Below are 24,223 nucleotides of genomic sequence, written 5' to 3'. Positions count from 1 at the left end.
TTGGTTAAATTACCAAGAGTTTCTTCCTATTAATATATTATTCTGAAACAGGTACTACTGCACCTTTCCATTCTTCGTTAATGAAGTCTTGGATTTCTTTTGAACGTAGTACTTCTACTAATGTTTTAATCGCTTCTTTATCTTTATCTTCAGCACGAACTGCAATTACATTTTTGTATGGAGTTTCTGTACCTTCAATTGCAATTGATTCGTCAATTGGGCTAATTCCAGCGTCAATAGCGAAGTTTGAGTTGATTGCGATAGCATCACCTTCACCTTCATTGTATAAAGAAACTAACATTTCTGGTGCTGGACTTTCGTTTTCACTTTTGAATACTAAGTTTTTAGGATTTTCAACGATATCATCAACTGTTGCTGCAGTTTTTTCGATATCATCACGTAATTTGATTAAACCTTCAGTTTCTAACATCGCTAAAATACGACCGCGGTCTGAAACAGAGTTTGAAATAATTATTTCTGCCCCGTCTGGAAGCTCATCTAATGATTTATATTTTTTTGAATAAATACCGATTGGTTCAATATGAATTGATCCAGCATTTACAAAATCATATCCATTTTCTGCAATTTGATTCTCTAAATAAGGAATGTGTTGGAAGTAGTTCGCATCAATTTCACCAGATTCTAAATCTTGGTTTGGCATAATGTAATCTTGGTATTCTTCAATTTGTAATTCAATACCTTGCTCAGCTAAAATTGGTTTTGCTTTTTCTAAAATTACTGCGTGCGGTGTATGAGAAGCACCAATTTTTATAGTTACTGTTTCAGTTGTTTGTTCAGTAGCTTCTTCATTGTCAGCTGGTTGACCTTCATTAGCAGTTGTATCTGTATCTTCACCTGAACCACAAGCTGCTAATACTAACATAACAACTGATAGTAGTAAAAATGATAATAATTTTTTCATTTCCTCAAACTCCTTTGTTTTTTATTTATATGTGAACGGCGTTTAACACCCGAATCACCAATGAATTAACGCTTATCCGTTTTCGAAGTAACAAAATCTCCGATAAATTGGATAACAAATACAATAATTAAAATAATAATTGTAGACATTACCGTTACATCAAATCTGCTTCGTTGGAAACCGTCAATAAATGCAAGGTTACCAAGTCCACCAGCTCCGATTATTCCAGCCATCGCTGTAAATCCTACTAGCGTGATTGCTGTAACAGTAATACCTGAAATTAAAGCCGGCATCGATTCAGGAATAAGTAACTTCCAAATTATCGTTGAGGTTTTAGCCCCCATGGAACGAACCGCTTCAATAACACCTTTATCAATTTCGCGTAGTGCGATTAAAACCATCCGCGCATAGAAAGGAGCAGCTCCTACAATCAATGCTGGTAATGCGGCGTTTGCACCACGGATTGTACCAAGTAAGAATTTAGTAAATGGAATAAGCAAAATAATTAAAACGATAAATGGTATCGATCTAAAAATATTTACAAATGAGCTTGTGATAAAGTAAGCTACTTTGTTTGCCCAAAGCTGATTAGGACTCGTTAAAAATAGAATAATCCCTATTATTAAGCCTAATATAAATGTTGCGATTGTTGAGACAGTCGTCATGTAGATGGTATCATATGTAGCTTGCCACATATCTTCCCAGTCTACATTTGGAAATAATTGATTAATCATTCTCAATCACCTCCGTTTGAATTTCTAGGGAATCTAATAATTCCATTGCTTTTTGAACATTTTGTATTTCACCATCGACATGGACAATTAGTGTCCCATAGGGCCCATTTGCTGTTTGCGAAATATTTCCATGAACGATATTTACTTCTACATTGAACTCTTTAATTAAATGAGAAATAATTGGTTGCTCTGTTTTTGAGCCTACAAAAGTCAATTTTACTAGCTTGCCAGTAGGATAGTTTTGTAAAATTTGCTCCATTGACTCTTTGGATTCCTTCGCCCCTGAAACTTGAATGACGAAGTTTTTGGTAATAGGTGCCTGTGGATTTTGGAATACTTGCAACACTTTTCCTTCTTCTACAACTTGTCCAGCTTCCATCACTGCTACACGATGACAAATTTTTCTGATTACGTGCATCTCATGGGTAATAAGAACAATCGTTAAGCCGAATCGCTTATTAATATCAAGTAATAATTCTAATATTTGATCGGTTGTTTCTGGATCAAGTGCGCTTGTCGCCTCATCACAAAGTAATACTTCTGGATTATTTGCTAAAGCTCGAGCAATACCAACCCTTTGCTTTTGCCCTCCAGATAATTGTGAAGGATAAGATTTTTCACGCCCTTTTAAGCCAACAAGCTCGATTAATTCCTTCACCCGAGTATCACGGTTTTGTTTTGGTACCCCTGCAATTTCTAATGGAAATGCAATGTTTTCTTCAACAGTTCGAGACCAAAGTAGATTAAAATGCTGGAAAATCATACTTATTTTTTGACGGGCATTCCGAAGTTGTTTTCCGGAAATAGATGAAATTTCTTGTCCATTTACGCTAACCGATCCAGTTGATGGTTTTTCAAGGCCATTTAATAAACGTATTAATGAACTTTTTCCTGCTCCACTATACCCAATTACACCGAAAATCTCGCCTTTTTCAATAGTAAGATTTACATCTTTAACTGCGGCGATTTCTCCGTTATTGGTTTTATATATTTTGGATATATTTTTTAATTCAATCATTTTAGGAACTCCTTTACCAATACGATATTCGTATCGTTTCCAGAATGCGTTTATTGTAACCAACATACAATCGATATTCCTTGTTGAACCTTCTGCTCGAAAGTAGTTGCCACAATTATTAATCATACAAACTTACCTATTAGAAATAGGGAAGCTTTAGTATATAGCTTAATTTGATAATCATATTACAATTAACGTAAATGTATTATTATGAATGATCCTAACTACTCTTTTAAGGATTTATCACAATCTATTATTAAACTTATAGAATTACTAACATTTAATAACAAAATAACACAGCTACGTTCTTATTTTATAAGTATTTACATATAAAAAAACCTTCTACCTAATAAGTAGAAGGGTGTAAAGTGCATAATTATAATATCACATTAACCTTTCTCTTATCTTTCAAAGTATCCACTTCGCGTGACTTGGCACCTTTTCACAAATGTGATGGTTGCCGGGTTTCATAGGGCACTTCCCTCCACCGCTCTTCATAAGAGTATTGTTATTTAATTTTAATGATTACGAATGTTACTTTATCATGTTACTTTCTTTTCGTCAACCTATTTTTTCAATTTTTCATATACATTTTGTACGGATTGGAAAGCATAAATTTTTTCTGCTATTTCACCGTTTTCGCTTATTAATAAGCAAGGAACACTTTCAATGCGATACTCGTTAGCTATTTCTTCAAGAAAATTAATATTTGCTTTTCCAATAGGGACATCCGTTACGACATTTTCTACAACTTCTAGCATTTTTGTTGCAACTGCACACGTTCCACACATCGGTGTATAAAGATAAAATGCAACTTTATTATGATTTTTAATGGCTTGTTCCCACTGGTTGCGATTCCATTCTTCCATTCCACTCATCCTAAACAATAATAATAATTTTCATCTATCATATCAAAAAGGTGACAAAAATTCGCTTGATACGAATTATGTCACCTTTGATTATTTATAAAATCTTCGAGAACTTTCGAAGTTATATTACTTAAACTATACTAAATATTGTTTATTCACCGAAAATCTAGCTTCTCTCAAACGTTGAGCCAAAACTTTGCTCGGTGCATTAGCAACCTCCATATAAGTTCTTGGGATTAATAAATGTACGGCTTCTGAGTATATTCTTTTAGTAAGACTTCTCAGTTTTTCTCCTGCTTTGTCAGCATCAAAGAATGTGTAAAGTTTGCACTCTTCAAATGGTTCAATCAATTCAATTAAGGCATCTTCACTAATTGTCCCATTTGTACAAACAATTTGGACATCCTCTGCAAAAATTGGAGCTAATTTCAACATATCCGACCTGCCTTCAACAATAATACACTTTTCAACAGCCATCATGCTCACCTCACGAAATGTAAGTACAAATGAAAAGAATACAGAAGGGTGAAAATATGCGAGTGGTACTATATTATATTAATATTATAAAAAAACGCCAGTTCTTTTTAGCTGGCGAGTTTTAAACATAAAATTATTCTACAATCATTTCTTCATATCGTTCTGGAGTTAGTAGTTGGTCAACTTCAGAAATATCACTAGGTTCTACAATGATCATCCATGCTTTTTCATATGGGGATTCATTTACTAGTTCTGGGCTATCTTCTAGTTCCGAGTTCACTTCAACAACTTTACCTGTAATTGGTGCATAAAGTTCTGAAACTGTTTTAACAGATTCAACACTACCAAATGGTTCATTTGATTGAATTTCATCTCCAACTTGAGGTAGCTCAACAAATACAATGTCGCCTAGTTCAGATTGTGCAAAATGTGTAATTCCAATTCGCACTTTTCCATTTTCAACTTTCACCCATTCGTGTTCTTCTGAGTATCGTAAATCTTTCGGTGTGCTCATAAAACCCCTCCAACTATATATGTAGTATTCAAATTCAGTTTGCCATATTTTTACCGTAAAAACAAGTTAATACAGCTACTTATTTCCATGTTTCAGCAAATTCTGACTCTTTAAATCCGAGTGTAATTTTTTTACCGTCTGTAACAATTGGTCGTTTTACTAACATACCGTCTGAAGCTAATAATTCTAATTGCTCATCTTCACTCATAGAACTTAATTTGTCCTTTAAGCCTAAGCTTTTATACTTCATACCAGAAGTATTGAAAAATTTCTTAAGGGGTAAGCCACTTAATTCCCAGTAGGATTTAATCTGTTCTTTAGAAGGTCTTTCTTCCACAATATGAATTGTATTATAATTTATACCGTTTTCGTCCAACCATTTTTGTGCTTTTTTACAAGTAGTACATTTTGGGTATTGAATAAATTGAACTGTCATGAGCAAGTCCTCCATTTTTATGTGATTTGAAATAAGTATACCATGCTTGTCCTTTATTTTAAGTGACTCGGTATAAATTCCATCAATTCAATTTCAAACAAAAACATAGGCAAACCCAATTCCCATTGAGTTTACCTATGTTTGAATGCTACCTTTTAAAATGGTAGGCTATTTTTACACAACATATTTTTCAGCTTCGATAAGTTTTTCTGATGCCTCACGTTTTTTCAAAATAAGGTTGTAAGGGTTATATCTTGTTAGTTTACGAAGCGCAGATAGCATGATACGTCCATTATCACCATCGGCCGATGCTAAAATTGTTTCTTTTGCTTCTTTTTCGATTTCACCAAAGGCTTCTTGACAGAAAATTTGTGCGTAAAGAATTTTTTGTTTGGCCTTCTCTGCTCCATCACGCTCAATTGCTTTTGCAGTTCGAATCACAACCGATTCCATTGCATAGATTTGGTTTGCGATATTTGCAATGTTAACTAATACTTCTTGTTCTTGCTCTAATTTCGTTCCAAATCTCTGTGCAGCGATACCAGCAGCTAAAATGCCAATCTTCTTAGCATTTTTTACTAAGTATTTTTCTTGTGCTAATGGCTCATCACTAATTTCCTCGGGCATTAACATGAGTAATTCTTCCTGTAAATCTTGCGCTACTTTAAGCAGTGGTAATTCACCTTTTAATGCCTTTTTCATAAATGTGCCAGGTACGATTAATCGGTTAATTTCATTCGTTCCTTCAAAAATTCGGTTAATCCGTGAATCACGATAAATACGTTCCACTTCATATTCAGACATAAACCCATATCCACCATGTAATTGAACAGCTTCATCAGCAATATAGTCTAAAGTTTCAGAACCAAATACTTTTGCAATAGAGCATTCAATAGCATATTCTGCAACAGCTTGAGCAATAGCTTTTGGATCCTTTTGTTGCTCTTCTGAAAGTTGGCTCATCACTTCATCGTAATAACCAACAGTTCTATAATTTAGGGACTCTGATGCATACAATGTTGCAGCCATTGTCGCTAGCTTCTCTTTCGTTAAATTAAAGCTAGATAATTTTGTTTTAAATTGCTGACGTTGGTTTGTATATTGAATAGCAAGTTCTAGTGCACGTTTTGATCCACCAACAGTACCAACACCCAATTTATAGCGTCCAATATTTAAAATATTAAATGCAATGACATGACCTCTACCTACTTCACCGAGTAAGTTTTCTACAGGAACTTCAACATCTTGTAAAATTAATGTACGAGTAGAAGAAGATTTAATTCCCATTTTCTTTTCTTCTGCACCAACGGAAACACCTGGGAATGAACGTTCAACGATGAATGCACTGAATTTTTCTCCATCTACTTTTGCATATACAACAAATACATCTGCAAAGCCGGCATTAGTAATCCATTGTTTTTCACCATTTAAAACGTAATGTGTCCCTGCATCATTCAATTTTGCTATCGTTTTAGCTCCTAATGCATCTGAACCTGATCCCGGCTCCGTTAATGCGTAGGCAGCAATCAACTCACCACTCGCTAATTTCGGTAAGTATTTTTTCTTTTGCTCTGCATTACCGAAAAGAACAATCGGCAGTGAACCAATCCCCACATGTGCGCCATGTGTTAATGAGAATCCTCCGGCAACTGACATTTTTTCACCAATCAGTGCTGATGAAATTTTATCTAAGCCTAATCCTTCATATTCTTCTGGAACATCTGCTGCCAGTAAGCCAAGTTCCCCTGCTTTTTTTAATAACTCAATAGAATACTCAAACTCATGATTTTCTAGTTTTTCAACTACTGGTAAGACATCATTTGCAACGAATTCCTCTGTCGTTTTCGCAATCATTTTTTGTTCATCAGTAAAGTCCTCTGGTGTAATAACACGATTTAAATCTACATCTTCAATTAAAAAGCTTCCACCCTTAACAATGTTTGTCGTTTGTACCATTTCGTTTCCCTCCATTTTTCTATTTGTGCCTAGCACATTTTGAACTAGGTTACTTGCAGTTTTTACAAGATTCGAATTCAAATAGATTTATAGAAAAGCGTTGGTGTTTAATTCGGAGGCAATTTGAATGAAACACCAAGCTTATCTAGCAATTAAGATTAACAACTACAATAATTCAAACACTCCGGCAGCGCCCATTCCGCCACCAATACACATCGTGACAACCCCATATTTTAACCCTTGTCGTTTTAACTCATGAATTAGTTTTAATGTGAGAATAGCCCCCGTTGCACCAAGTGGATGACCTAGTGCAATCGCTCCACCATTCACATTTACTTTCTCCATATCAAGTTCTAAATGACGAATAACCTGCAATGATTGTGAAGCAAATGCCTCATTTAACTCCCAAAGATCGATATCTTCCTGTTTTAGACCTGCGATTTTCAACGCCTTTGGTACAGCTTCAATTGGGCCAATACCCATCACTTCTGGTGGAACACCGCCCACTGCGAATCCTAAAAACTTCGCCATTGGCTTTAGGCCTTGAACTTCAGCTTCTTCACGATCCATTACTAAAACAGCGGCAGCTCCATCAGATGTTTGAGATGAATTACCAGCCGTTACAGAGCCTTTCACATGAAATGCTGGTCGTAATTTTGCCAGCCCTTCAACAGAAGTATCTGGTCGAATCCCTTCATCTGTATCGAAGGTAAATACTTTCTTTTGAAGCTTATGATTTTCATCAACGTATTGCTGAACAACCTCAATTGGAACAATCTCTTCTTTAAACTTACCTTCTTGAATAGCTTTTGCTGCCAACTCATGTGAACGAACTGCAAAAGCATCCTGATCTTCTCTTGAAACGTTATAACGATTTGCTACCTCTTCCGCTGTATGACCCATGCTCATATAATACTGAGGCGCTTCCTCAGCAAGTTTAGGATTTAATCGAATCGTATTACCAGTCATTGGAATCATACTCATCGATTCGACGCCACCTGCGATAATCGCTTTTGAATGACCTAGCATCACACGTTCAGCGGCATAAGCAATTGATTGTAAGCCAGATGAACAGAATCGATTGATTGTAATTGCAGGTGTTGTATCTGGCAAACCCGCTAAAGCACCAATGTTTCTTGCTACGTTCATACCTTGTTCAGCTTCTGGCATTGCGCAGCCCATTATTAAATCATCGATTGGCCCTTCGTAGCCTGCTCTATTTAATGTTTCTTTCACAACAAGCGCCCCGAAATCATCGGGTCTCATTTGAGCAAGAGAACCCTTTTTTGCCTTTCCAATTGGCGTTCGTGCACCTGCTACTATGACAGCTTCACGCATTTTGTATCCCCCTTCATCTTTGCTAATTTTCCTAATTGATTTAAATTTAACTTGGCTTTGTTAATTACGTAGCGGTTTCCCTTTCACAAGCATATGTTGCATTCTTGCTTGGGATAATGGATCAGCAACCAGCTGTAAAAATGCTTCTCTTTCTAAATTCAAAAGATATTCCTCTGTCACTTCTGTTCCATAAGGTACTAATCCACCGGCAATAACATAAGCTAGCTTTTTAGCTATTTTCAAATCATGTTCACTAATATAGCCTGATTGATACATTCCTTGAGCACCAAGTAATAATGTCGCATATCCTGGGGCACCAACCACTTTTACCTTTTTCGGAACTGGTGGCGTATATCCCGCCTCATAAAGTGCTAAAGCAGCCTGTTTTGCATCATAAATCAAATGATCTGGGTTAACAGAAATGCCATCTGCAAAGCTTAGGAAATTATTATCCCGAGCTTCTTCACCAGAAGTTGAAACCTTAGCAAGTGCAATTGTTTCAAATACTTTCGTTGCAATAGCTTGATAATCGATTTCTACGCCATTTGGTATTCCTTTCAAGAACTTTTCATATAATGCGAGATTTCCACCACCGCCTGGAATTAAACCTACACCTACTTCAACTAAGCCCATGTATGTTTCGCTCGATGCTTGAATATGGCTTGCTGGTAAGCAAACTTCTGATCCTCCACCAAGTGTCATACCAAAAGGCGCTGCCACCACTGGCTTTTTACTGTATTTAATTCGTCTCATCGCTTTTTGGAATGAACGAATAACAAAATCTAATTCAAAAATGTTGTCATCCTGCGCTTCCATTAATATCATGCCAAGATTTGCACCTACACAGAAATTTTTACCTTGATTACCAATGACAAGCCCTTTATAATTTGCCTCTACTTCATCAATCGCATAATTTAACATTTGAACAATGTCTAACCCAATCGCATTGGACTTTGAATGGAATTCAAGTAGTGCGATCCCGTCACCTAAATCTATTAAACTAGCACCTGAGTTTGATTTAATTACCCCACGCTGCTTTTTATAACGCTTCAAATCAATTACTTTCTCATTGACAGGGATCTTTTCGTATTGTGCGCCATTATAAAATGCAAGGTCCCCGTCTACTTCTGTATAGAATGATTCGAAGCCGTTTGCCAACATTTCTTTTACAAATGAAGGAACAACTCTACCCTCTTGCTCCATTTTTTCAACAGATTTTTTTACGCCAATTGCATCCCACATTTCAAACGGACCTTGAGTCCAACCAAAGCCCCATTTCATCGCATTATCAATCTCAACGATATTTTCAGCAATTACACCTGTTAGTTCTCCTGAATAAATAAGCGTCGGTGCAAAAATATTCCATAGTAATTCTCCAGCGCGGTCATTCGCATATACTAATGTTTTAACTTTATTAGAAACACCCTTTGCCTGTTTCGCCATTTCAATCGAAGGTGCTTGTAACTTCTTCATTGGCACATAATCAAGGGTTTCAATATCTATTTCAAAAATGTCTTTACCTCGTTTAACGAAAAATCCTTGACCTGATTTCGCTCCTAGCCAACCGTTTTCCACCATTTTCTTCATAATATCTGGTACATCAAAGACTTTTTGTTCATCACCTGTCGTTTGATCATAAACAGTTTTTGCTACATGTAAAAAAGTATCAAGCCCTACAACATCTAATGTTCTAAATGTTGCTGATTTTGGACGTCCAATTAATGGTCCGGTAACTGAATCAACCTCACCAACTGAATATCCTCTTTCCAACATTTCACGAAGAGTAACTAAAAGACCGTATGTTCCAATTCGATTGGCTACGAAGTTAGGAGTGTCCTTCCCTATAACGACTCCTTTTCCTAAAACATTTTCCGCAAACGTTTTCATAAACTGAACAACTTCAGGTAATGTCTGTTTAGTAGGGATAACCTCAAGTAATTTTAAATATCTTGGTGGATTGAAGAAGTGAGTTCCTAAAAAATGCTTTTGGAAATCCTCTGTACGACCCTCTGCCATGGCATTAACGCTAATACCTGAAGTGTTTGAACTTATAATAGTACCTTCTTTTCTAAAGGTATCGATTCGTTCAAATAAATCCTTTTTCACTTCTAAATTTTCAACAACTACTTCAATAATCCAATCAACATCTTTTATCTTATCTAAGTCATCTTCCAAATTACCAACTGTTAGTAAACTTAAGCTTTTCTTCGAAGTTAAAGGTGCGGGTTTTTGCTTTTGTAATTTTTGAAGAGCTGATAGAGCAAATCGATTTCTCACTACCTTATCTTCTAGTGTTAATCCTTTTGCTTCCTCTTCTTTTGTTAATTCTTTTGGAACGATATCCAATATTATTGTTGGTATTCCGATATTTGCTAAGTGTGCTGCAATACCAGAACCCATCACCCCTGAGCCAAGAACGGCAACTTTTTTAATGTTGTAAGACACGTGCACATCCCCTTTCTCCAACTTTGAATGAATACTCATTCATTTTTTGAGTAAAAAATAAAAGCTGTAAATAAACCACACCTTTTCTCTTCTTAGTGTAGGATATTTTGTCAATTTTAGCAATCTTTTTTTCTTAGAATTTTCCGAAAATTAATGGTATAAAAGAGATTTATATAAATAGATTTCTATCCTTTATAGGCAGATTTCTTTTCGTGTTTCACTAAAATGTGTAAACTAATATTAAGGAGCGTGATTATTGTGGAAGCAATTACATCAGTTGAACAATTTAATGAACTTATTAACTCTGACCAACCTGTCATCGTAAAATTTTTTGCTGGATGGTGTCCAGATTGTACGCGTATGAATATGTTTATTGATCCAATTATCGAGGAATACAATCAATATAAATGGTATGAAATCAATCGTGATGAATTTCCAGAGCTAGCTGAAAAATATCAAGTGATGGGTATTCCAAGTTTATTAATTTATAAAAATGGAGAAAAATTAGCACACTTACACAGTGCGAATGCTAAATCACCAGAACAAGTTATTGAATTTTTAGAAGCACAATAATAATTCCATCATGCTATCTTTCTGATTCTATCGGAAGATAGCTTTTTTATTTTCATCTATTTCGCCCTTTCAATTTGTACGTTTATTTCAACATCGTTTACAATAAAAATAGAAAATGGAAAGGGGAGAAATGTATGCCATTTGTTAATATTAAAATTACAAATGAAAATGTAACACCTGAAAAAAAGGCTCAGCTTATTTCAGGAGCTACACAGTTATTAGTAGATGTACTCGGTAAAAACCCAGCTACAACTGTGGTCGTAATTGAAGAGGTTGATACAGACAATTGGGGAATTGGTGGAGAAACTGTTACTGAAAGAAGAAAAGCTGGCAAATAGTTTATATGAAGGATGACTCAACATTAAAATCAGAGCCATCCTTTTTTTATACATTTTATTTGTTCAATATCTCATATAACTCTGTAATTCTCTTAATTTGATATGTTGGAACACTGTCAGTTGCATTTTCTTTTTCAAAGGGATTAAACCAACAACTATCGATTCCCGCAACATTCGCACCTTTAATATCTGAACTTAAAGAATCTCCAATAATAATAGTGCTATCTAAATCAGTAATCCCAATATACGAGAAAACATAATTAAAAAATTCTATCCTCGGCTTTTGGAATCCAACTTCTTCTGAGACAAATACATGTTGAAAGTAAGGTAAAAGACCAGAACGTTTCAAACGATTTTGCTGAGTTATTTTCACACCATTTGTTACAATATATAAATCAAATTGTTGGGATAAACGCTCAACAACTTCTAAAGCCCCTTCAATAAGTTGAGCCCCTTCTTTCAAATAGTTTCGATATTTTTGTTCATATTCTGCTCCATCTACATTTTTTCCATAGTGCTCAAAAAAGATGGAAAATCTAGTATTCACTAACTCATCACGCCCGATTTCACCTTTCTCATGAGCTCTCCACAAACCTTGATTAAACATTTTATAAGTTTCCTTCATAACTTCTGTTAAAGGAATTTGAAGTTCTTTAAATAGATTTGTCAATGCTGCGTCTTCAGCTGCAGCAAAATCTAATAATGTATCATCTAGATCAAACAGTAAAGTTTTATATGATTTCTTCAACTAATTTTCCTCCGAATTGTCTATACGTTCTCTACGCCATTTATATTATTTAATAGTATGATATAATGTGTTAAGGTGATGAAATGAAAACACAACTGAATGTAAAGGGAATTTCTCAGTTCAGTAATATAATCGACCAGAAGTACCAGTCTTCTGCTTGCGGGCCTACGACTATTCATGTGATTTTAAATTATATGATGAATAAATCCGCTAGAATCCCAACTATAAATGCCCTTTATCAAAGTCTTGGCTGTACGAAGATTGGCTTATTTAAATGGCGGTTAATAAAAAATTTACAACGTTACCTAGGGCCTCTGTGGAATGTTTCAAGCTGTTCTCTTTATGAAGCTTTAAATCAAATCGATTTAGGGAGACCTGTTGCACTAAAATTTGATAAATACTTTTCTTTTCAATGGAATGCAAAACCAGCCTTTAAATATCACTGGGTACCTTTAATTGGTTATGAATTTCTTAATGATGAGTTATTTTTCATCATACATGATAATGGAGGAAAATACCGAGATAGTCAAATTCGGAAAGTCCGTTATGCTGATAATGAAAAAGTGACTTCATTTGTAAAAATAGAGCCGAAATGATTTTGACATCATCTCGGCCCTTTATTTTATACAAAAGAATATAATGATTTTGCGTGCTTTACGATTAATCTGAATCCTCTTTGTTCCAATTCTACAAATCGTTCTGTTGTATAATCGTTTACTTGAAGCTCATCCAAAGCCGCGTTGATTGACATATTACGTTCAATGGTTGCTAATTTATGAGATAGCTTTAGCATGTCCACGTTCTCTGTAATTTTCGTTCTTTGAGCAGGTTTTAGCAGTTCCAAGTTTTCCAATACCCCATCAATTGTGCCATAGTTTTGAATAAGCTGTAGTGCCGTTTTTGGTCCTATGCCTTTAACCCCTGGATAACCATCACTTGAGTCACCCATAAAGGCTTTTACATAAGCAAATTGATGCGGATCGATATTATATTCTTCCTTAAAACGCTCTTCAGTATAAACATCATATTCCGTATAGCCTTTTTTAGTAAAAGCAATTTTTGTTGTTGGATTTAATAATTGAAGTAAGTCTTTATCTCCACTAATAACAGTAATATCAGCATCATCTTTCCACTTTTCAATCATAGAGCCTATCGTATCATCTGCTTCCATACCCACTTCTCCAAAGTTTTTCCACCCAATCATTTCAGAAACTTCTTTTGCCATATCAAACTGCGGAAGCATTTCTTCTGGTGGTGCGGGGCGATTCGCCTTATAGCCATCAAATAATTCATTGCGGAAGGTTTGCATCCCCATATCCCAACAAACTGCTAAATGGGTTGGCTTCATTAAACTTTGGGCAGTGAGTACATGCCGCGCAAATCCTTGAACACCATTTGTTGGCGTTCCATCCTCTAGTCGTAAATATTGCCCCATTGCACTTGTAGCAAAGAATGAACGAAACAAAAGAGCCATTCCATCTACTACTAATAAATGTGGTTTATTTGTCATAATAAATACCCTCTCTAAACTTGTCGTTCTCTTATTATAACAAAATATGAATCTCTTTTTCTCATTGCAATGGTGGTAATATTTACAGTTCTAGTTAATTTACTTTCTTTCGCCAGTTTTTCAATTTAGCAAAAACCTTCAACGGAAACGAGTTTGCAATGTATCCTGAAAATACGGTTACTTCTTCTCCACCGAAAATATGACCGCAACGTAACAATTGCCCATCTTGATCAAGACCCCCAAAATCATAGGTTTTATATCCAAGATTTTTAAACAGTTTTAAATTTTCCCAGCATAATAAAAGGTTTGCTTGTTCAACGATATTTAATTGAAGATTGGCAGCAGAAACAACATAATGTAGTAAAACATTATGACCATCAACAATATGAACACGGTAACAAATCGTTTCCCCTAAACTATTTTCAATTTTCGTTAATACAAGCCCCTTTTTTTCACAAAGTAAGAGCAGTTTATTAAACTCTGTACGGTTAAGCTTGTCCTTGGAATGATGATTTTCATTATAGAAACGTTGAAATTGTCTTAATTGCTCAATGGAGACATCACTAATTGTATCTGTTTTATATTGCTCGATGACATGAGTAAAAAGTATCTCGCTAATTTCTTCGGGGATTTGATTTAAAAAGATAGAGGCATCATGCTGTAATAAAACATGAATTGTTTGCTTTTTTTGTAGCTGACGACTTGGTCTAGTTCGATGAGTATAATGTGCAATTTTTGCTTCGAAACGACCTTTCTTCGTTTTATCATCAAAATAAATATGACTTGTTGGTACAGTGAAAACATTTCTACTAATTTGTAACATCTCTTCTCCCCCTTTGTATAAGTTCATTAATTTAACTTTCGTTTCACTACAAGAAGTATTTAAATAAATCTTTGTATTTAGTTCCTAATATTAGTTGATTTTGGTAAAATCAAATTATCGCATTCAACCTTGTTATCTTGATACATCATCGTTAACGACCTTTTAAAATCAAAACTTTTTCTAAACATTAGAGAAAATATATAACTAACTATGTTATTACCTTATTAGAAAATATATTCCTTAAATTTTGTTTTAGAACTAATATATAGAACAATCTATTTTCAATTTCACTAATAGGCTAACTTAACTTGTAATTGTAATTTTTATAAAAGATTTAATCTTTACAAAACAGCAGATATATTCAAGTTATTACACAGTATAATAGATACATAAACATTCACAATGGAGGGATTTTCAAATGGGTTTATTAAGAGCTGGCGTTGGGGCCTTATCAGGGGTGCTTGCAGATCAATGGAGAGAATATTTCTATTGTGAATCACTATCGGCTGAAATCCTAATTACAAAAGGGAAAAAGCGCGGAGGAAAAAGAAACTTCAATCGTAAAGGCAGTGAAAATATAATTTCAAATGGTTCAATCATTGCTGTAAACGAAGGTCAGTGTATGATTATTGTAGAACAAGGAAAGATTGTAGAATTTTGTTCAGAACCTGGCGAATTTGTTTACGATACTTCAACGGAGCCAAGTATCTTTTATGGAGATTTAAATGAGTCCATTAAACAAAGCTTTGAATCGCTAGGAAAACGCTTTACATTTGGTGGTGAGCCAGGTAAGGATCAACGTATTTATTTCTTTAATAAGAAAGAGATTCCTGGAAACAAATACGGCACTCCAACACCAATTCCATTTAGAGTCATTGACCGAAATATCGGACTGGATATCGATATTTCGATTCGCTGCCATGGAGAATATTCATACAAAATAATTGACCCAATTTTATTTTATTCAAATGTATCAGGTAATGTTGAAGAGGAGTTTAAACGTTCTTCCATTGAAGGACAGCTTCGTTCAGAATTATTAACTGCCCTCCAACCTGCATTTGCAAAAATTTCTGCAAGCGGGATTCGTTATAGTGAGCTACCAGGTCATACGTTAGAACTTGCTAAAGCACTAAACGATGTACTTTCAGAAAAATGGGGTAAAATTCGTGGAATTGAAATCGTTTCATTTGGTATCAATTCAGTTAAAGCATCTGAAGAAGACGAGGATATGATTAAACAACTTCAAAGAAGCGCTGTTTTCCGTAATCCAAACATGGCAGGTGCTACATTAGTTGATGCTCAAAGTGAAGCAATGCGTTCTGCTGCTAAAAATGACGCCGGCTCCTTTGTTGGTTTTGCTGGCATGAATATGGCAAACCAAGCTGGTGGGTTTAATGCAAATAATTTATTCGAAATGGGCAAGCAACAAGCCTCACAACCATCTGCATCGCAAGAACAACAAACGAATAATTCAAATACAAATACATGGAAATGCTCTTGCGGAAAAGAAAACAGCGGAAAATTCTGTTCAGAATGCGGTAATAAAAAACCTGTTGATGATAAGTGGACATGTAAATGTGGAGCAAAAAACAAAGGGAAGTTTTGCTCCGAGTGCGGTACACCTAAACCAGCAAGTACAAGAATTGTTTGTGATAAATGTGGATGGCAACCACAGGACCCAACATCGAATCCTAAATTCTGTCCTGAATGTGGTGATGTCATCAACGAAAATGATCATCAATAAAGGGGGATATTTTTCATGTCTTATGAATTACAAGAAGATAATTTAAAAGAAGTTGAAGAACATGACGCAAAATGTCCCTCTTGCGGTGCTTCGATAAAATTCGATCCATCATCAGGAAAACTAACTTGCCCTTATTGTGGCTATGAAGAGGAAATTGAAACACCCGAATCCTTTGAGGAGCAATACGCACAAGAAATTGACTTTGAAACAGCAGAAGCTCAGCAAAGCTTTGAATGGGGAAGCGAAAAAAAGGTTGTCATCTGTGATGCGTGTGCAGCCGAGATGATTTACGACGCTCTTGAAGTGGCTAATGTTTGTCCTTATTGTGGGTCAAACCATGTCATGGAAGCGGCCGCTAAAAACTCACTAGAGCCGAATGGAATCGTTCCTTTCTCTGTAAACAAAGAGCAAGCAAACTCAAACTTCCGAAGATGGATAAAAAGCAGATGGTTTGCACCTAATCAAGCAAAGAAGTCCGCTAAGGCAGATGCATTTTCTGGCGTTTATCTTCCTTATTGGACCTTTGATACAAACACAAAGACAAATTATTCTGCGCGGTACGGTATTGATAGACGTGTAACAGATAAGGACGGAAAGACTCATACAGTAACGGATTGGTATTCAACTCGCGGGACTTATAAAATGTTTATAGATGATTATCTCGTACGAGCATCCAAGCGATACAATGATAGCATTCTAAAAAAAGTAGAACCCTTTGAAACAAATAAATCATTAACTTTTAATCAAGATTATCTTCATGGTTATATTGCGGAACGTTATAGTGTTGGTCTTAGAGATGGCTGGGACCATGCGAAAAGTGAAATTCAAAGCATGCTATACAGTCAAATCACTACTCATATAAAAAGACGACATAATGCACAGCGTGTATCTAACCTTAATATCCATACAGTGCACTCAAATGTAAAATTTAAATATCTAATGCTACCCCTTTGGCTTTCTTCATTTAAGTATAAAGATAAAATCTATCAATTTATGGTAAATGGTCAAACTGGTAAAGTAGGTGGACAATCACCCATTTCACCGATTAAAGTTGCAATTGCTGTAGTACTAGGTCTGATTGCTGCAGGTATTGTTCTATACCTATACCAACAGAGCGAGGGTAATATTTGAAGAAAAAAGAAGGCTATTTCCACTAATGGAATAGCCTCTTCTTTCTTCATCAAACTGTGACTTTATATGAAAATACGTCCTCATCTTTCTTAGCTGCATAAACCGTTAATTCATTTGTATTTTTTGTAAAGACGACACCATGAAGCTGGCCATCTTCGTGTATAACCCCACCATCTATCCCAATTTTTTTCTGACAAGGGGATACCCATACCCGATGACTTTTATCCTCATTTAAATTTGTCGTCGGCGTATGTCCAAATACCACGATTTCTTTCGCTTCATGTGGAGCAGCATAAAACTCCTCTCGAATCCAATAAAAATCATCATCCTTTGAATCCTTAAAATCTTCCACTTTTGCATCAATTCCTGCATGGACAAATAGGTAAGGCTCCCAAACATAGTACTTATTTAATTTATTCATAAACTTAATTTCATGAGTAAATACATCCCTCACTTCATCAGCAAGTTCAGTCATCTTCATTGTATTTAATTTTTCATGAAAGGAGGTTGTGGGAAATAAGCTATTGATGGTTGCAATACCACCAACTTTTTCATGGAAATAAAACTCAGAAGAGGTTTCGACATTTTTCAGCCAATATAAAAAGATTTGTTCATGATTCCCACTTAATGCAATAGCGTTCTTTTCTACAGATAGCTCCATTACTTTATGTAGCACTTTCAAACTATCAGGACCTCTGTCTATGTAATCCCCTAAAAATAATAACTGCTCTTCATCTTCATTCCATTTGGATAGAATTTTTTCTAATAAATCATAATTACCATGTATGTCTCCAATTGCAAAAATCTTATCCATTATCCACACATCCCAAAAAAGAGTTGATTAGCACATATGTTATTCATTATATATTAATTTATCCACGTAATATTTTCAGCTAGTTCCATTATAATACAATTTGATCTGATATATGTTTAAACTTTCTTAAATAAGCAAAAAGAAAGAGACAGACACTCTATCATCTGTCCCTTCCCCTTTAAATTGGCACTACACGTTCAATTAAGTCTTTAGTTCTATCCTGAATTTCATTGTACTTTTGTATTAATGATTCGAATGATAATGGTTTACTCATTAAATACCCTTGGATGAAATCACAATCATTTCTTAATAAATAATTTAATTGTTGCTCGATTTCAATTCCTTCTGCTACAACTTTTAGTTCTAAATGTTTCGCCATAGAGAGAATCATATCAACAATTGGCTCATGTCCTTTATGGCTTCGAATGTTATTTACAAACGTACGGTCTATTTTTAAACAATCAATTGGAAAGTCCTTTAAATAGGATAAAGAGGAGTAGCCAGTCCCAAAGTCGTCTAAGGCAATAGATACTCCTATACACTTAAGCTGATGAAGTATTGGAGTGATATGGTTGCTATCCATCGTCATGCTTTCTGTAATTTCTAACTCTAAACTATTTGCAGGGAGCTGTGTCTTAAATAAAATACTTTGTACTACATGGACAAAATTTTCTTGAAATAATTGTCCTAGAGATAGATTGACAGCTACTTTAAATGGTCTATTAAATTCATTCTGCAGAAGCTTAGTTTGATAACAGGCTGTTTCTAAAACCCAATTTCCAATAGGAACAATTAATCCCGAATCCTCTGCTATAGGAATAAATTCTAATGGTGAAATAATGCCCCTTTCAGGATGCTTCCAACGAATTAATGCTTCTAAAGATATCATTTCACGTGTTTTCAGACAAATTTGCGGTTGATAAACGAGATATAGTTCATTATTTATTAACGCTTGATGTAAATCATTCTCTAAAATAACTCGATTTGTTCGTCCAACAGCCATTGTTGGATCATAAAATAACATTTGATCAGGTACGTCTGCTGCTTCATACATAGCAAATTGGGCATGCTTCACTAAATCTCTTCCGTTATTTGCATCTTTCGGAAATTGAGAAATTCCTAAATTCAAACTTCCAACAATGGAAAAATGCTGAATATGAAATGGTGCTTTCATACTTTTCTGAAGTACTCTACATATTTGACGTACTTCATGAAGCTTAACATTTTCACTAATAAAAATGGCAAACTGATCAGCACGTAATTTACTTATAAAATGATTTTTAGGTACTATATTTTGAATTCTTTCGGCTATCATTTTTAATAGTTTGTCTAAATAGTTGGATCCAAGGGAAGATTTAATTGCATCAAGGCGATCATATTCACAAACAATCATCATTTGCCTTCTATTCATTGTTAACAAATCATTTAACTTTTCGTATAGAAAACGTTCATTTGGTAAGCTTGTAATTTCATCAAAATATGCCATGTTATACATTTCTTTTTTAGAGGCTTCTAATTTTTCATTTGCTTCGATTAGTCGATTAAATGGCTCTTCTGCGGAAGAAAAATAAATAGCTCTGTATAATACTGTGAATGACAATAGTTCAAATATATGACCTAAAAAATTATAAAAATCAAACACATCTTTATAAGTAACGAAAAGAACATCACTAATGATCATGAACATCGATGAAGTAATAAATAGCATACTGCGTCTCGGTGCGGTTTTAAAATGTCTAAGCAAATAAATAATCAAGACAATTGAACACATAGCGCCTATAAACTGCAATATATTTTTCAAAAGAGTAGTTCCCAGACCTTCAATGACTAAAGGAGGAAGGAAAGGTGAAGGAGAATATATGATTAAAAAAAATGAAATAAATATAATTAGAGAGATTGAATAAGCTATCCATTGGTGTTTTATTGAGACTTTTTTCACTTTAATCATTGAGATCATGATTAAACCTATCGGCAAAAATAATCTAACAGCCATATAAAACCACGTTGCTTCGTAAGGACTACTTTCTGTAATGAAGAAGGGCATACCTTTATAGGATATAGTATGAAGGATTTCAAAAAGGGCAAGAGCAAAAAATAAAGCACCCATATAAATATCTTTATTAATTAAATAAAACTTCGAGGTTAACCAAACTTGTAAGGAGATTCCCATCGTCACAATAATGATTAGAAGCTCAATCATTAAGTGTATCGTAACATAATTACTTTCCCCAAAAATTCCATACAATTGATCACTAAAAACCGTTGCATAAACTAATAGAATTAATAGAATAATAGTGCTAAGAATATAACGAAAATTTTTCTTGAAAGATACATTTTCTTTATCTAATAGTTTCAATATAATCCCCTCACTCTTGATGCACAAAATATATTAATCACGAATAACCTAATTTAATATTATCAACTTCATGTAAATAAATAAACATTTTTTACATTTATTAATAAAAATATCAAATTCCCACAAACGTACTATTTCGATTTTCGGAGGTAAGAATTATACGTAGAATTTAAAAATAAAAAGTACCACAATCAAATGACGTGGTACTTTTCTATATGTTAAGAGGGGAGGAAATCTTCTATACTAATTTTTATCTAATATACACTTTTATCGTTTGAGATTTGTCATCCAGTGTTAATGTTAAATTGAATGAATCTCCAACTGTTAAACCATTTTCACCTAATTTAAGAGATAAATTACTGCTACCATTTGATGAAATAACACCTTTATCATGGTCTGAATTGATATCAGTGACTATAAATCGAATATTTTCTGAAGTATTATCGAAGAATGATACTTCACCCGTTCCAGATATGGAAGGTTTATTACCATATTGATCTTTAACATCGAATTTTCCTTCTTCAAGAAGTTCAGTTATCATTTCATTAACAGTTAATACATAGTCATTTGTAGCATCATCCGTAACATCTCTATATTCCAAGTCAATTTCTTCTACTGCTTTTTTACCGTGGACAAATTTATCATTAAGTCTAAAACCTGTAGCGATGGCTTCTTCACGTGTAAGCGTTAAAGAATGCTCCATAGTATCACCAGTATCATTAACTGTGACTGAAACTTTCACCTCATAAGTATCATCTTCATCGTCTAATAAACCATCAGCATCTATTTTTGCAGTATCTGCAGTAACGACATTCCCATTAAAATTTAAATATTTACTATCAGTCGTTATATTAAACTCACTAGCAGGAATTTCAATTTCTAGATCACCTTTTACGCCATTTACTTTAATACTTGTATTATCGATTTTTGAATATTCATCACTACCATATAAAATACCGTCGCTTTTTACTTTAAATGAATCGAAATCTTTTATTTCATAGGAACGGAATGTAACATCAATTGTATCTTCAACTTTATTGCCTTCGAGATCAAAAGCTGTTAGTTTAAATTCAAATGTTGCATTTCCTTTTCTTAGAGCCTCAACTCCATCTTCGGTATCTGTTACTTTGAATACTTGATTAGTACCATCATTTGACTTGATACTAACAGTATAAAATGTGTGATCTTTATCTTCAGCTGAGCCCTCTGATAGATTAATATATTTACGTCCATATTGATCTTCAATGACAAAGTCAGATGCATCAAATTCAATCACTTCACCTATAAAAGTATGAGGAAATGTTTTGTCTTTCAATGAACTAATACTTTTTGGATACGCATTTGGCTCAACAGATAAAGTGATCGAATTTTCAATCCCAGTTTGATCAACTTCAATATCGATATCGTATTTTTCGGCTTCATCAGAAATATTATCTTTCGTTTCAAATTTTAAGTAAATTTGACCTTTTTCTTCTACGAAAGTAAAGATTGTTGCTTGGTGTGTGATTGATGGATCATAAGGTGTTAAATCCTTATCCCAATCCAAAATTATTTTTTCATTTTTCAAATCATTGTTTAATATTTTTGCGCTTGTGATTAGTTCACCATGTTTGTCGTAAGCAAGTATTGGTAATTTTACATCTTCACCACCAGCAACGATATCATCTGGCAATCCAATTTCAATACTATAAGGTTCACCACTGTCAATGACAGTAAATACTTGTGATGTCTCTTCACCTGTCGCTTTTGCTCTAAATGTTACAGTGTTGTCCCCACCTTCAACTTCTCTTATATCATCTGCCATAATATCAATTGCGAAATAATATTCACCATCAACATTTAAAACTTCAATACCATCTTTACCATGTAATCCATTTACCCCTGATGTCCCATCATCTGGATCTTCCACATCAAAGATTTTATCGTTTGTGACACTAACAGAAATTCCGTCTCTTACTTCTTCTAAAATTGTCGTGTCTCCTGTTGTTATATTCCTTTTCGTATCTTCGGCATATTTCGGATCAATTTCAACACCGTATTGATCTTTTACTTTGAACAAAATGGAAAATTCAACCTCATTCTCTAAATTTTCAACCGTTAATTCTTCGTCACCAGGACTGTAAAGACCAACTATTTCAATTTTAGCTGGTTCACTTTCATCTGAAAGCTGTACGTTATGTTTAACATCAATTTCGACATCATTTTGCTCATAAGTAAATTCTACAGAACCAGTTGCGTCATCATCTTCATCTTCATCAACCCAAACGACAAATTTGCCGTCTTTTATTTCAATATCGTTTTCATCACCATATACATCAATCCCCTTTATATCACGATCTTTCATATAGCTGTCGTTTACTTTTTTCGTGATATCTTCACCGTATTGATTGTAAACAGCAAATGTAATAACTGCTTCCTTATACGTTTTTCTTGCTTCTAAAGAATCATCTTCCCTACCAGTAAATACAAGATAATCAGATAAGAATTCAATAGATGTTACTTGCTCACGCGTTGTTGTAACTGTTGCAGTTGTTGGTTCTTCACTAATACCAGTTACAGTTAATGTGTATGTAGCATCATTAAATGCAGTATCCACTGTTAATACTGCAGCTGTATGTTCCTCATTCCATTCCACTTTACTAACTGTATAACTATTTGTGCCACGAGTTACGGCAAATTGTACATTTTCTGGATTAACAGCAGCATTAAATTCTACCGTTAATTTACTAACACCTGTTGCAGTCAAGGATTTTATTCCGTTTGCTTCTATGGGTGTGTTAGCTGTAATTGTTGCATTCAAAAAAGAAGCGAATTGGCCACGTGTTACAGAAGCGCTTGGATTAAAGTTATTAACAGATGTGATTCCAAGCTTCTTCATTGCTAAAACTGCTGGGCGATAGTCTTCATAAACAGAATCAATATCTTCAATGATTACTTCAGAAGTGTCACCTGCAAGTTCTTCAAAAGATTTACCCGTAACTGCTTTGTAAGCACTGTTTAAAACAACTGCTAGTTGCACACGAGAAAGCGTTTGATTTGGATTTAGAGAGCCATCTGCATAACCTTCGAAAATACCATTAGCTTTTACAAGTGCATAATATTTTTTGTTTTCGTCAGTTAACCATGTTGGATAATCCGTGAAGTATTCTTTCGTAGCATAATCATCCGGTACTAGAATACCTTGAGCCTCTGCCCATTTACCAAGCATTAATACGACTTGTCCACGAGTAATTTTTTCATTTGGAGCGAAGGTACCGTCAGCTTTTCCTGTTACGTAACCTAACTCTAGTAGATTTAAAATTGCTTGTTCATGATCATTGTTTGTAATATCAGTGGGGGTAGCTGAAGCTGCTATTGGTGCCATGGCAGATGCTACTAAACTAGCTGTTGCTGTAGTAGCTAAAAATTTTTTATACCTCTTCGGTTGGTTAAACATTTCTATAATTCCTCCTATATTTTCGAAATATGTTGAAATTG

General features: G+C 34.5%; 21 protein-coding genes and 1 riboswitch. Of the genes, 5 read left to right on the top strand and 16 right to left on the bottom strand.

Translation table 11 applies throughout. From position 1 onward, the window contains the following. Positions 1–37 precede the first annotated feature (37 nt). From CD30_RS04715 to CD30_RS04670, 10 genes are all read right to left on the bottom strand, one after another. On the bottom strand, positions 38–922 hold the full coding sequence (locus CD30_RS04715; RefSeq protein ID WP_036173111.1) for a MetQ/NlpA family ABC transporter substrate-binding protein: 885 nt from the start codon (positions 920–922) through the stop codon (positions 38–40). 65 nt (positions 923–987) lie between these two features. Further along, positions 988–1,656 carry a methionine ABC transporter permease gene (locus CD30_RS04710; RefSeq protein ID WP_036173106.1) on the bottom strand — a complete coding sequence of 223 codons (669 nt, stop codon included), beginning with the start codon at positions 1,654–1,656 and terminating at the stop codon, positions 988–990. Further along, positions 1,649–2,674 carry a methionine ABC transporter ATP-binding protein gene (locus CD30_RS04705; RefSeq protein ID WP_036173103.1) on the bottom strand — a complete coding sequence of 342 codons (1,026 nt, stop codon included), beginning with the start codon at positions 2,672–2,674 and terminating at the stop codon, positions 1,649–1,651. Before CD30_RS04705 ends, CD30_RS04710 begins: the two co-directional genes overlap by 8 nt. Before the next feature lie 398 nt (positions 2,675–3,072). Then, a riboswitch (SAM riboswitch) is annotated at positions 3,073–3,177 on the bottom strand. Between the two features lie 63 nt (positions 3,178–3,240). After that, positions 3,241–3,543, bottom strand: a complete 303-nt coding sequence (locus CD30_RS04700; RefSeq protein ID WP_036173100.1) for a thioredoxin family protein — start codon at positions 3,541–3,543, stop codon at positions 3,241–3,243. A gap of 135 nt (positions 3,544–3,678) precedes the next feature. Beyond that, positions 3,679–4,020 (bottom strand): toprim domain-containing protein, encoded by a 342-nt coding sequence (locus tag CD30_RS04695; RefSeq protein ID WP_084077646.1) that lies wholly within the window; start codon positions 4,018–4,020, stop codon positions 3,679–3,681. 133 nt (positions 4,021–4,153) lie between these two features. Beyond that, on the bottom strand, positions 4,154–4,534 hold the full coding sequence (gcvH, locus tag CD30_RS04690) for a glycine cleavage system protein GcvH (protein ID WP_036173094.1): 381 nt from the start codon (positions 4,532–4,534) through the stop codon (positions 4,154–4,156). Between the two features lie 79 nt (positions 4,535–4,613). Next, entirely contained in the window at positions 4,614–4,970 is a 357-nt protein-coding gene (locus tag CD30_RS04685; RefSeq protein ID WP_036173091.1) for an arsenate reductase family protein, read from the bottom strand. A gap of 174 nt (positions 4,971–5,144) precedes the next feature. Further along, the gene (locus CD30_RS04680; protein WP_036173088.1) at positions 5,145–6,926 is read right to left on the bottom strand and encodes an acyl-CoA dehydrogenase family protein; all 1,782 of its coding nucleotides are present in this window, start codon (positions 6,924–6,926) and stop codon (positions 5,145–5,147) included. 165 nt (positions 6,927–7,091) lie between these two features. Further along, positions 7,092–8,264: an acetyl-CoA C-acetyltransferase gene (locus CD30_RS04675; RefSeq protein ID WP_036173085.1), complete on the bottom strand. Its 1,173-nt coding sequence runs from the start codon at positions 8,262–8,264 to the stop codon at positions 7,092–7,094. 60 nt (positions 8,265–8,324) lie between these two features. Then, a complete protein-coding gene (locus CD30_RS04670) occupies positions 8,325–10,709 on the bottom strand; it encodes a 3-hydroxyacyl-CoA dehydrogenase/enoyl-CoA hydratase family protein (RefSeq protein ID WP_036173082.1) in 2,385 nt (794 codons plus the stop codon). Between the two features lie 225 nt (positions 10,710–10,934). Between CD30_RS04670 and CD30_RS04665 the strand changes: the two genes are divergently transcribed. Both CD30_RS04665 and CD30_RS04660 read left to right on the top strand, forming a co-directional pair. Continuing rightward, on the top strand, positions 10,935–11,282 hold the full coding sequence (locus CD30_RS04665) for a thioredoxin family protein (protein WP_408056730.1): 348 nt from the start codon (positions 10,935–10,937) through the stop codon (positions 11,280–11,282). A 134-nt stretch (positions 11,283–11,416) separates the two neighbouring features. Next, the gene (locus tag CD30_RS04660; protein ID WP_036173077.1) at positions 11,417–11,620 is read left to right on the top strand and encodes a 2-hydroxymuconate tautomerase family protein; all 204 of its coding nucleotides are present in this window, start codon (positions 11,417–11,419) and stop codon (positions 11,618–11,620) included. 55 nt (positions 11,621–11,675) lie between these two features. Here the strand turns inward: CD30_RS04660 and CD30_RS04655 are convergent, their stop codons facing one another. Next, positions 11,676–12,368 carry a YjjG family noncanonical pyrimidine nucleotidase gene (locus CD30_RS04655; RefSeq protein ID WP_036173073.1) on the bottom strand — a complete coding sequence of 231 codons (693 nt, stop codon included), beginning with the start codon at positions 12,366–12,368 and terminating at the stop codon, positions 11,676–11,678. Between the two features lie 83 nt (positions 12,369–12,451). Here CD30_RS04655 and CD30_RS04650 point away from each other — a divergent pair, with 83 nt between their 5' ends. Beyond that, positions 12,452–12,964 (top strand): C39 family peptidase, encoded by a 513-nt coding sequence (locus CD30_RS04650; protein ID WP_036173070.1) that lies wholly within the window; start codon positions 12,452–12,454, stop codon positions 12,962–12,964. Positions 12,965–12,990: 26 nt separating this feature from the next. Here the strand turns inward: CD30_RS04650 and CD30_RS04645 are convergent, their stop codons facing one another. Together CD30_RS04645 and CD30_RS04640 are read right to left on the bottom strand one after the other, a co-directional pair. Then, positions 12,991–13,878, bottom strand: coding sequence for a 5'-3' exonuclease (locus CD30_RS04645; protein WP_036173067.1), 888 nt, complete (start codon positions 13,876–13,878; stop codon positions 12,991–12,993). Between the two features lie 94 nt (positions 13,879–13,972). Continuing rightward, complete coding sequence (locus CD30_RS04640) at positions 13,973–14,701, bottom strand: hypothetical protein (RefSeq protein WP_036173064.1); 729 nt, start codon at positions 14,699–14,701, stop codon at positions 13,973–13,975. A 418-nt stretch (positions 14,702–15,119) separates the two neighbouring features. On the opposite strand from CD30_RS04640, the gene CD30_RS04635 reads away from it, so the two are divergent. Continuing rightward, on the top strand, positions 15,120–16,445 hold the full coding sequence (locus tag CD30_RS04635; protein ID WP_036173061.1) for an SPFH domain-containing protein: 1,326 nt from the start codon (positions 15,120–15,122) through the stop codon (positions 16,443–16,445). A gap of 15 nt (positions 16,446–16,460) precedes the next feature. After that, positions 16,461–17,576, top strand: a complete 1,116-nt coding sequence (locus CD30_RS04630; protein WP_036173058.1) for a hypothetical protein — start codon at positions 16,461–16,463, stop codon at positions 17,574–17,576. Positions 17,577–17,625: 49 nt separating this feature from the next. Here the strand turns inward: CD30_RS04630 and CD30_RS04625 are convergent, their stop codons facing one another. The 3 genes from CD30_RS04625 to CD30_RS04615 form a co-directional block, all read right to left on the bottom strand. Beyond that, on the bottom strand, positions 17,626–18,390 hold the full coding sequence (locus CD30_RS04625; protein ID WP_052126045.1) for a metallophosphoesterase: 765 nt from the start codon (positions 18,388–18,390) through the stop codon (positions 17,626–17,628). Between the two features lie 178 nt (positions 18,391–18,568). Beyond that, positions 18,569–20,746, bottom strand: coding sequence for a bifunctional diguanylate cyclase/phosphodiesterase (locus tag CD30_RS04620; RefSeq protein WP_084077643.1), 2,178 nt, complete (start codon positions 20,744–20,746; stop codon positions 18,569–18,571). A 250-nt stretch (positions 20,747–20,996) separates the two neighbouring features. Further along, on the bottom strand, positions 20,997–24,182 hold the full coding sequence (locus CD30_RS04615) for an S-layer homology domain-containing protein (protein ID WP_036173055.1): 3,186 nt from the start codon (positions 24,180–24,182) through the stop codon (positions 20,997–20,999). Positions 24,183–24,223 lie beyond the last annotated feature (41 nt).

This window comes from Ureibacillus massiliensis 4400831 = CIP 108448 = CCUG 49529 (assembly GCF_000772965.1).
Classification (GTDB): Bacteria; Bacillota; Bacilli; order Bacillales_A; family Planococcaceae; genus Ureibacillus; species Ureibacillus massiliensis.
The sequence above is the reverse complement of the archived record's forward strand: the minus strand, read 5'-3'. Positions and strand labels throughout refer to the sequence as shown.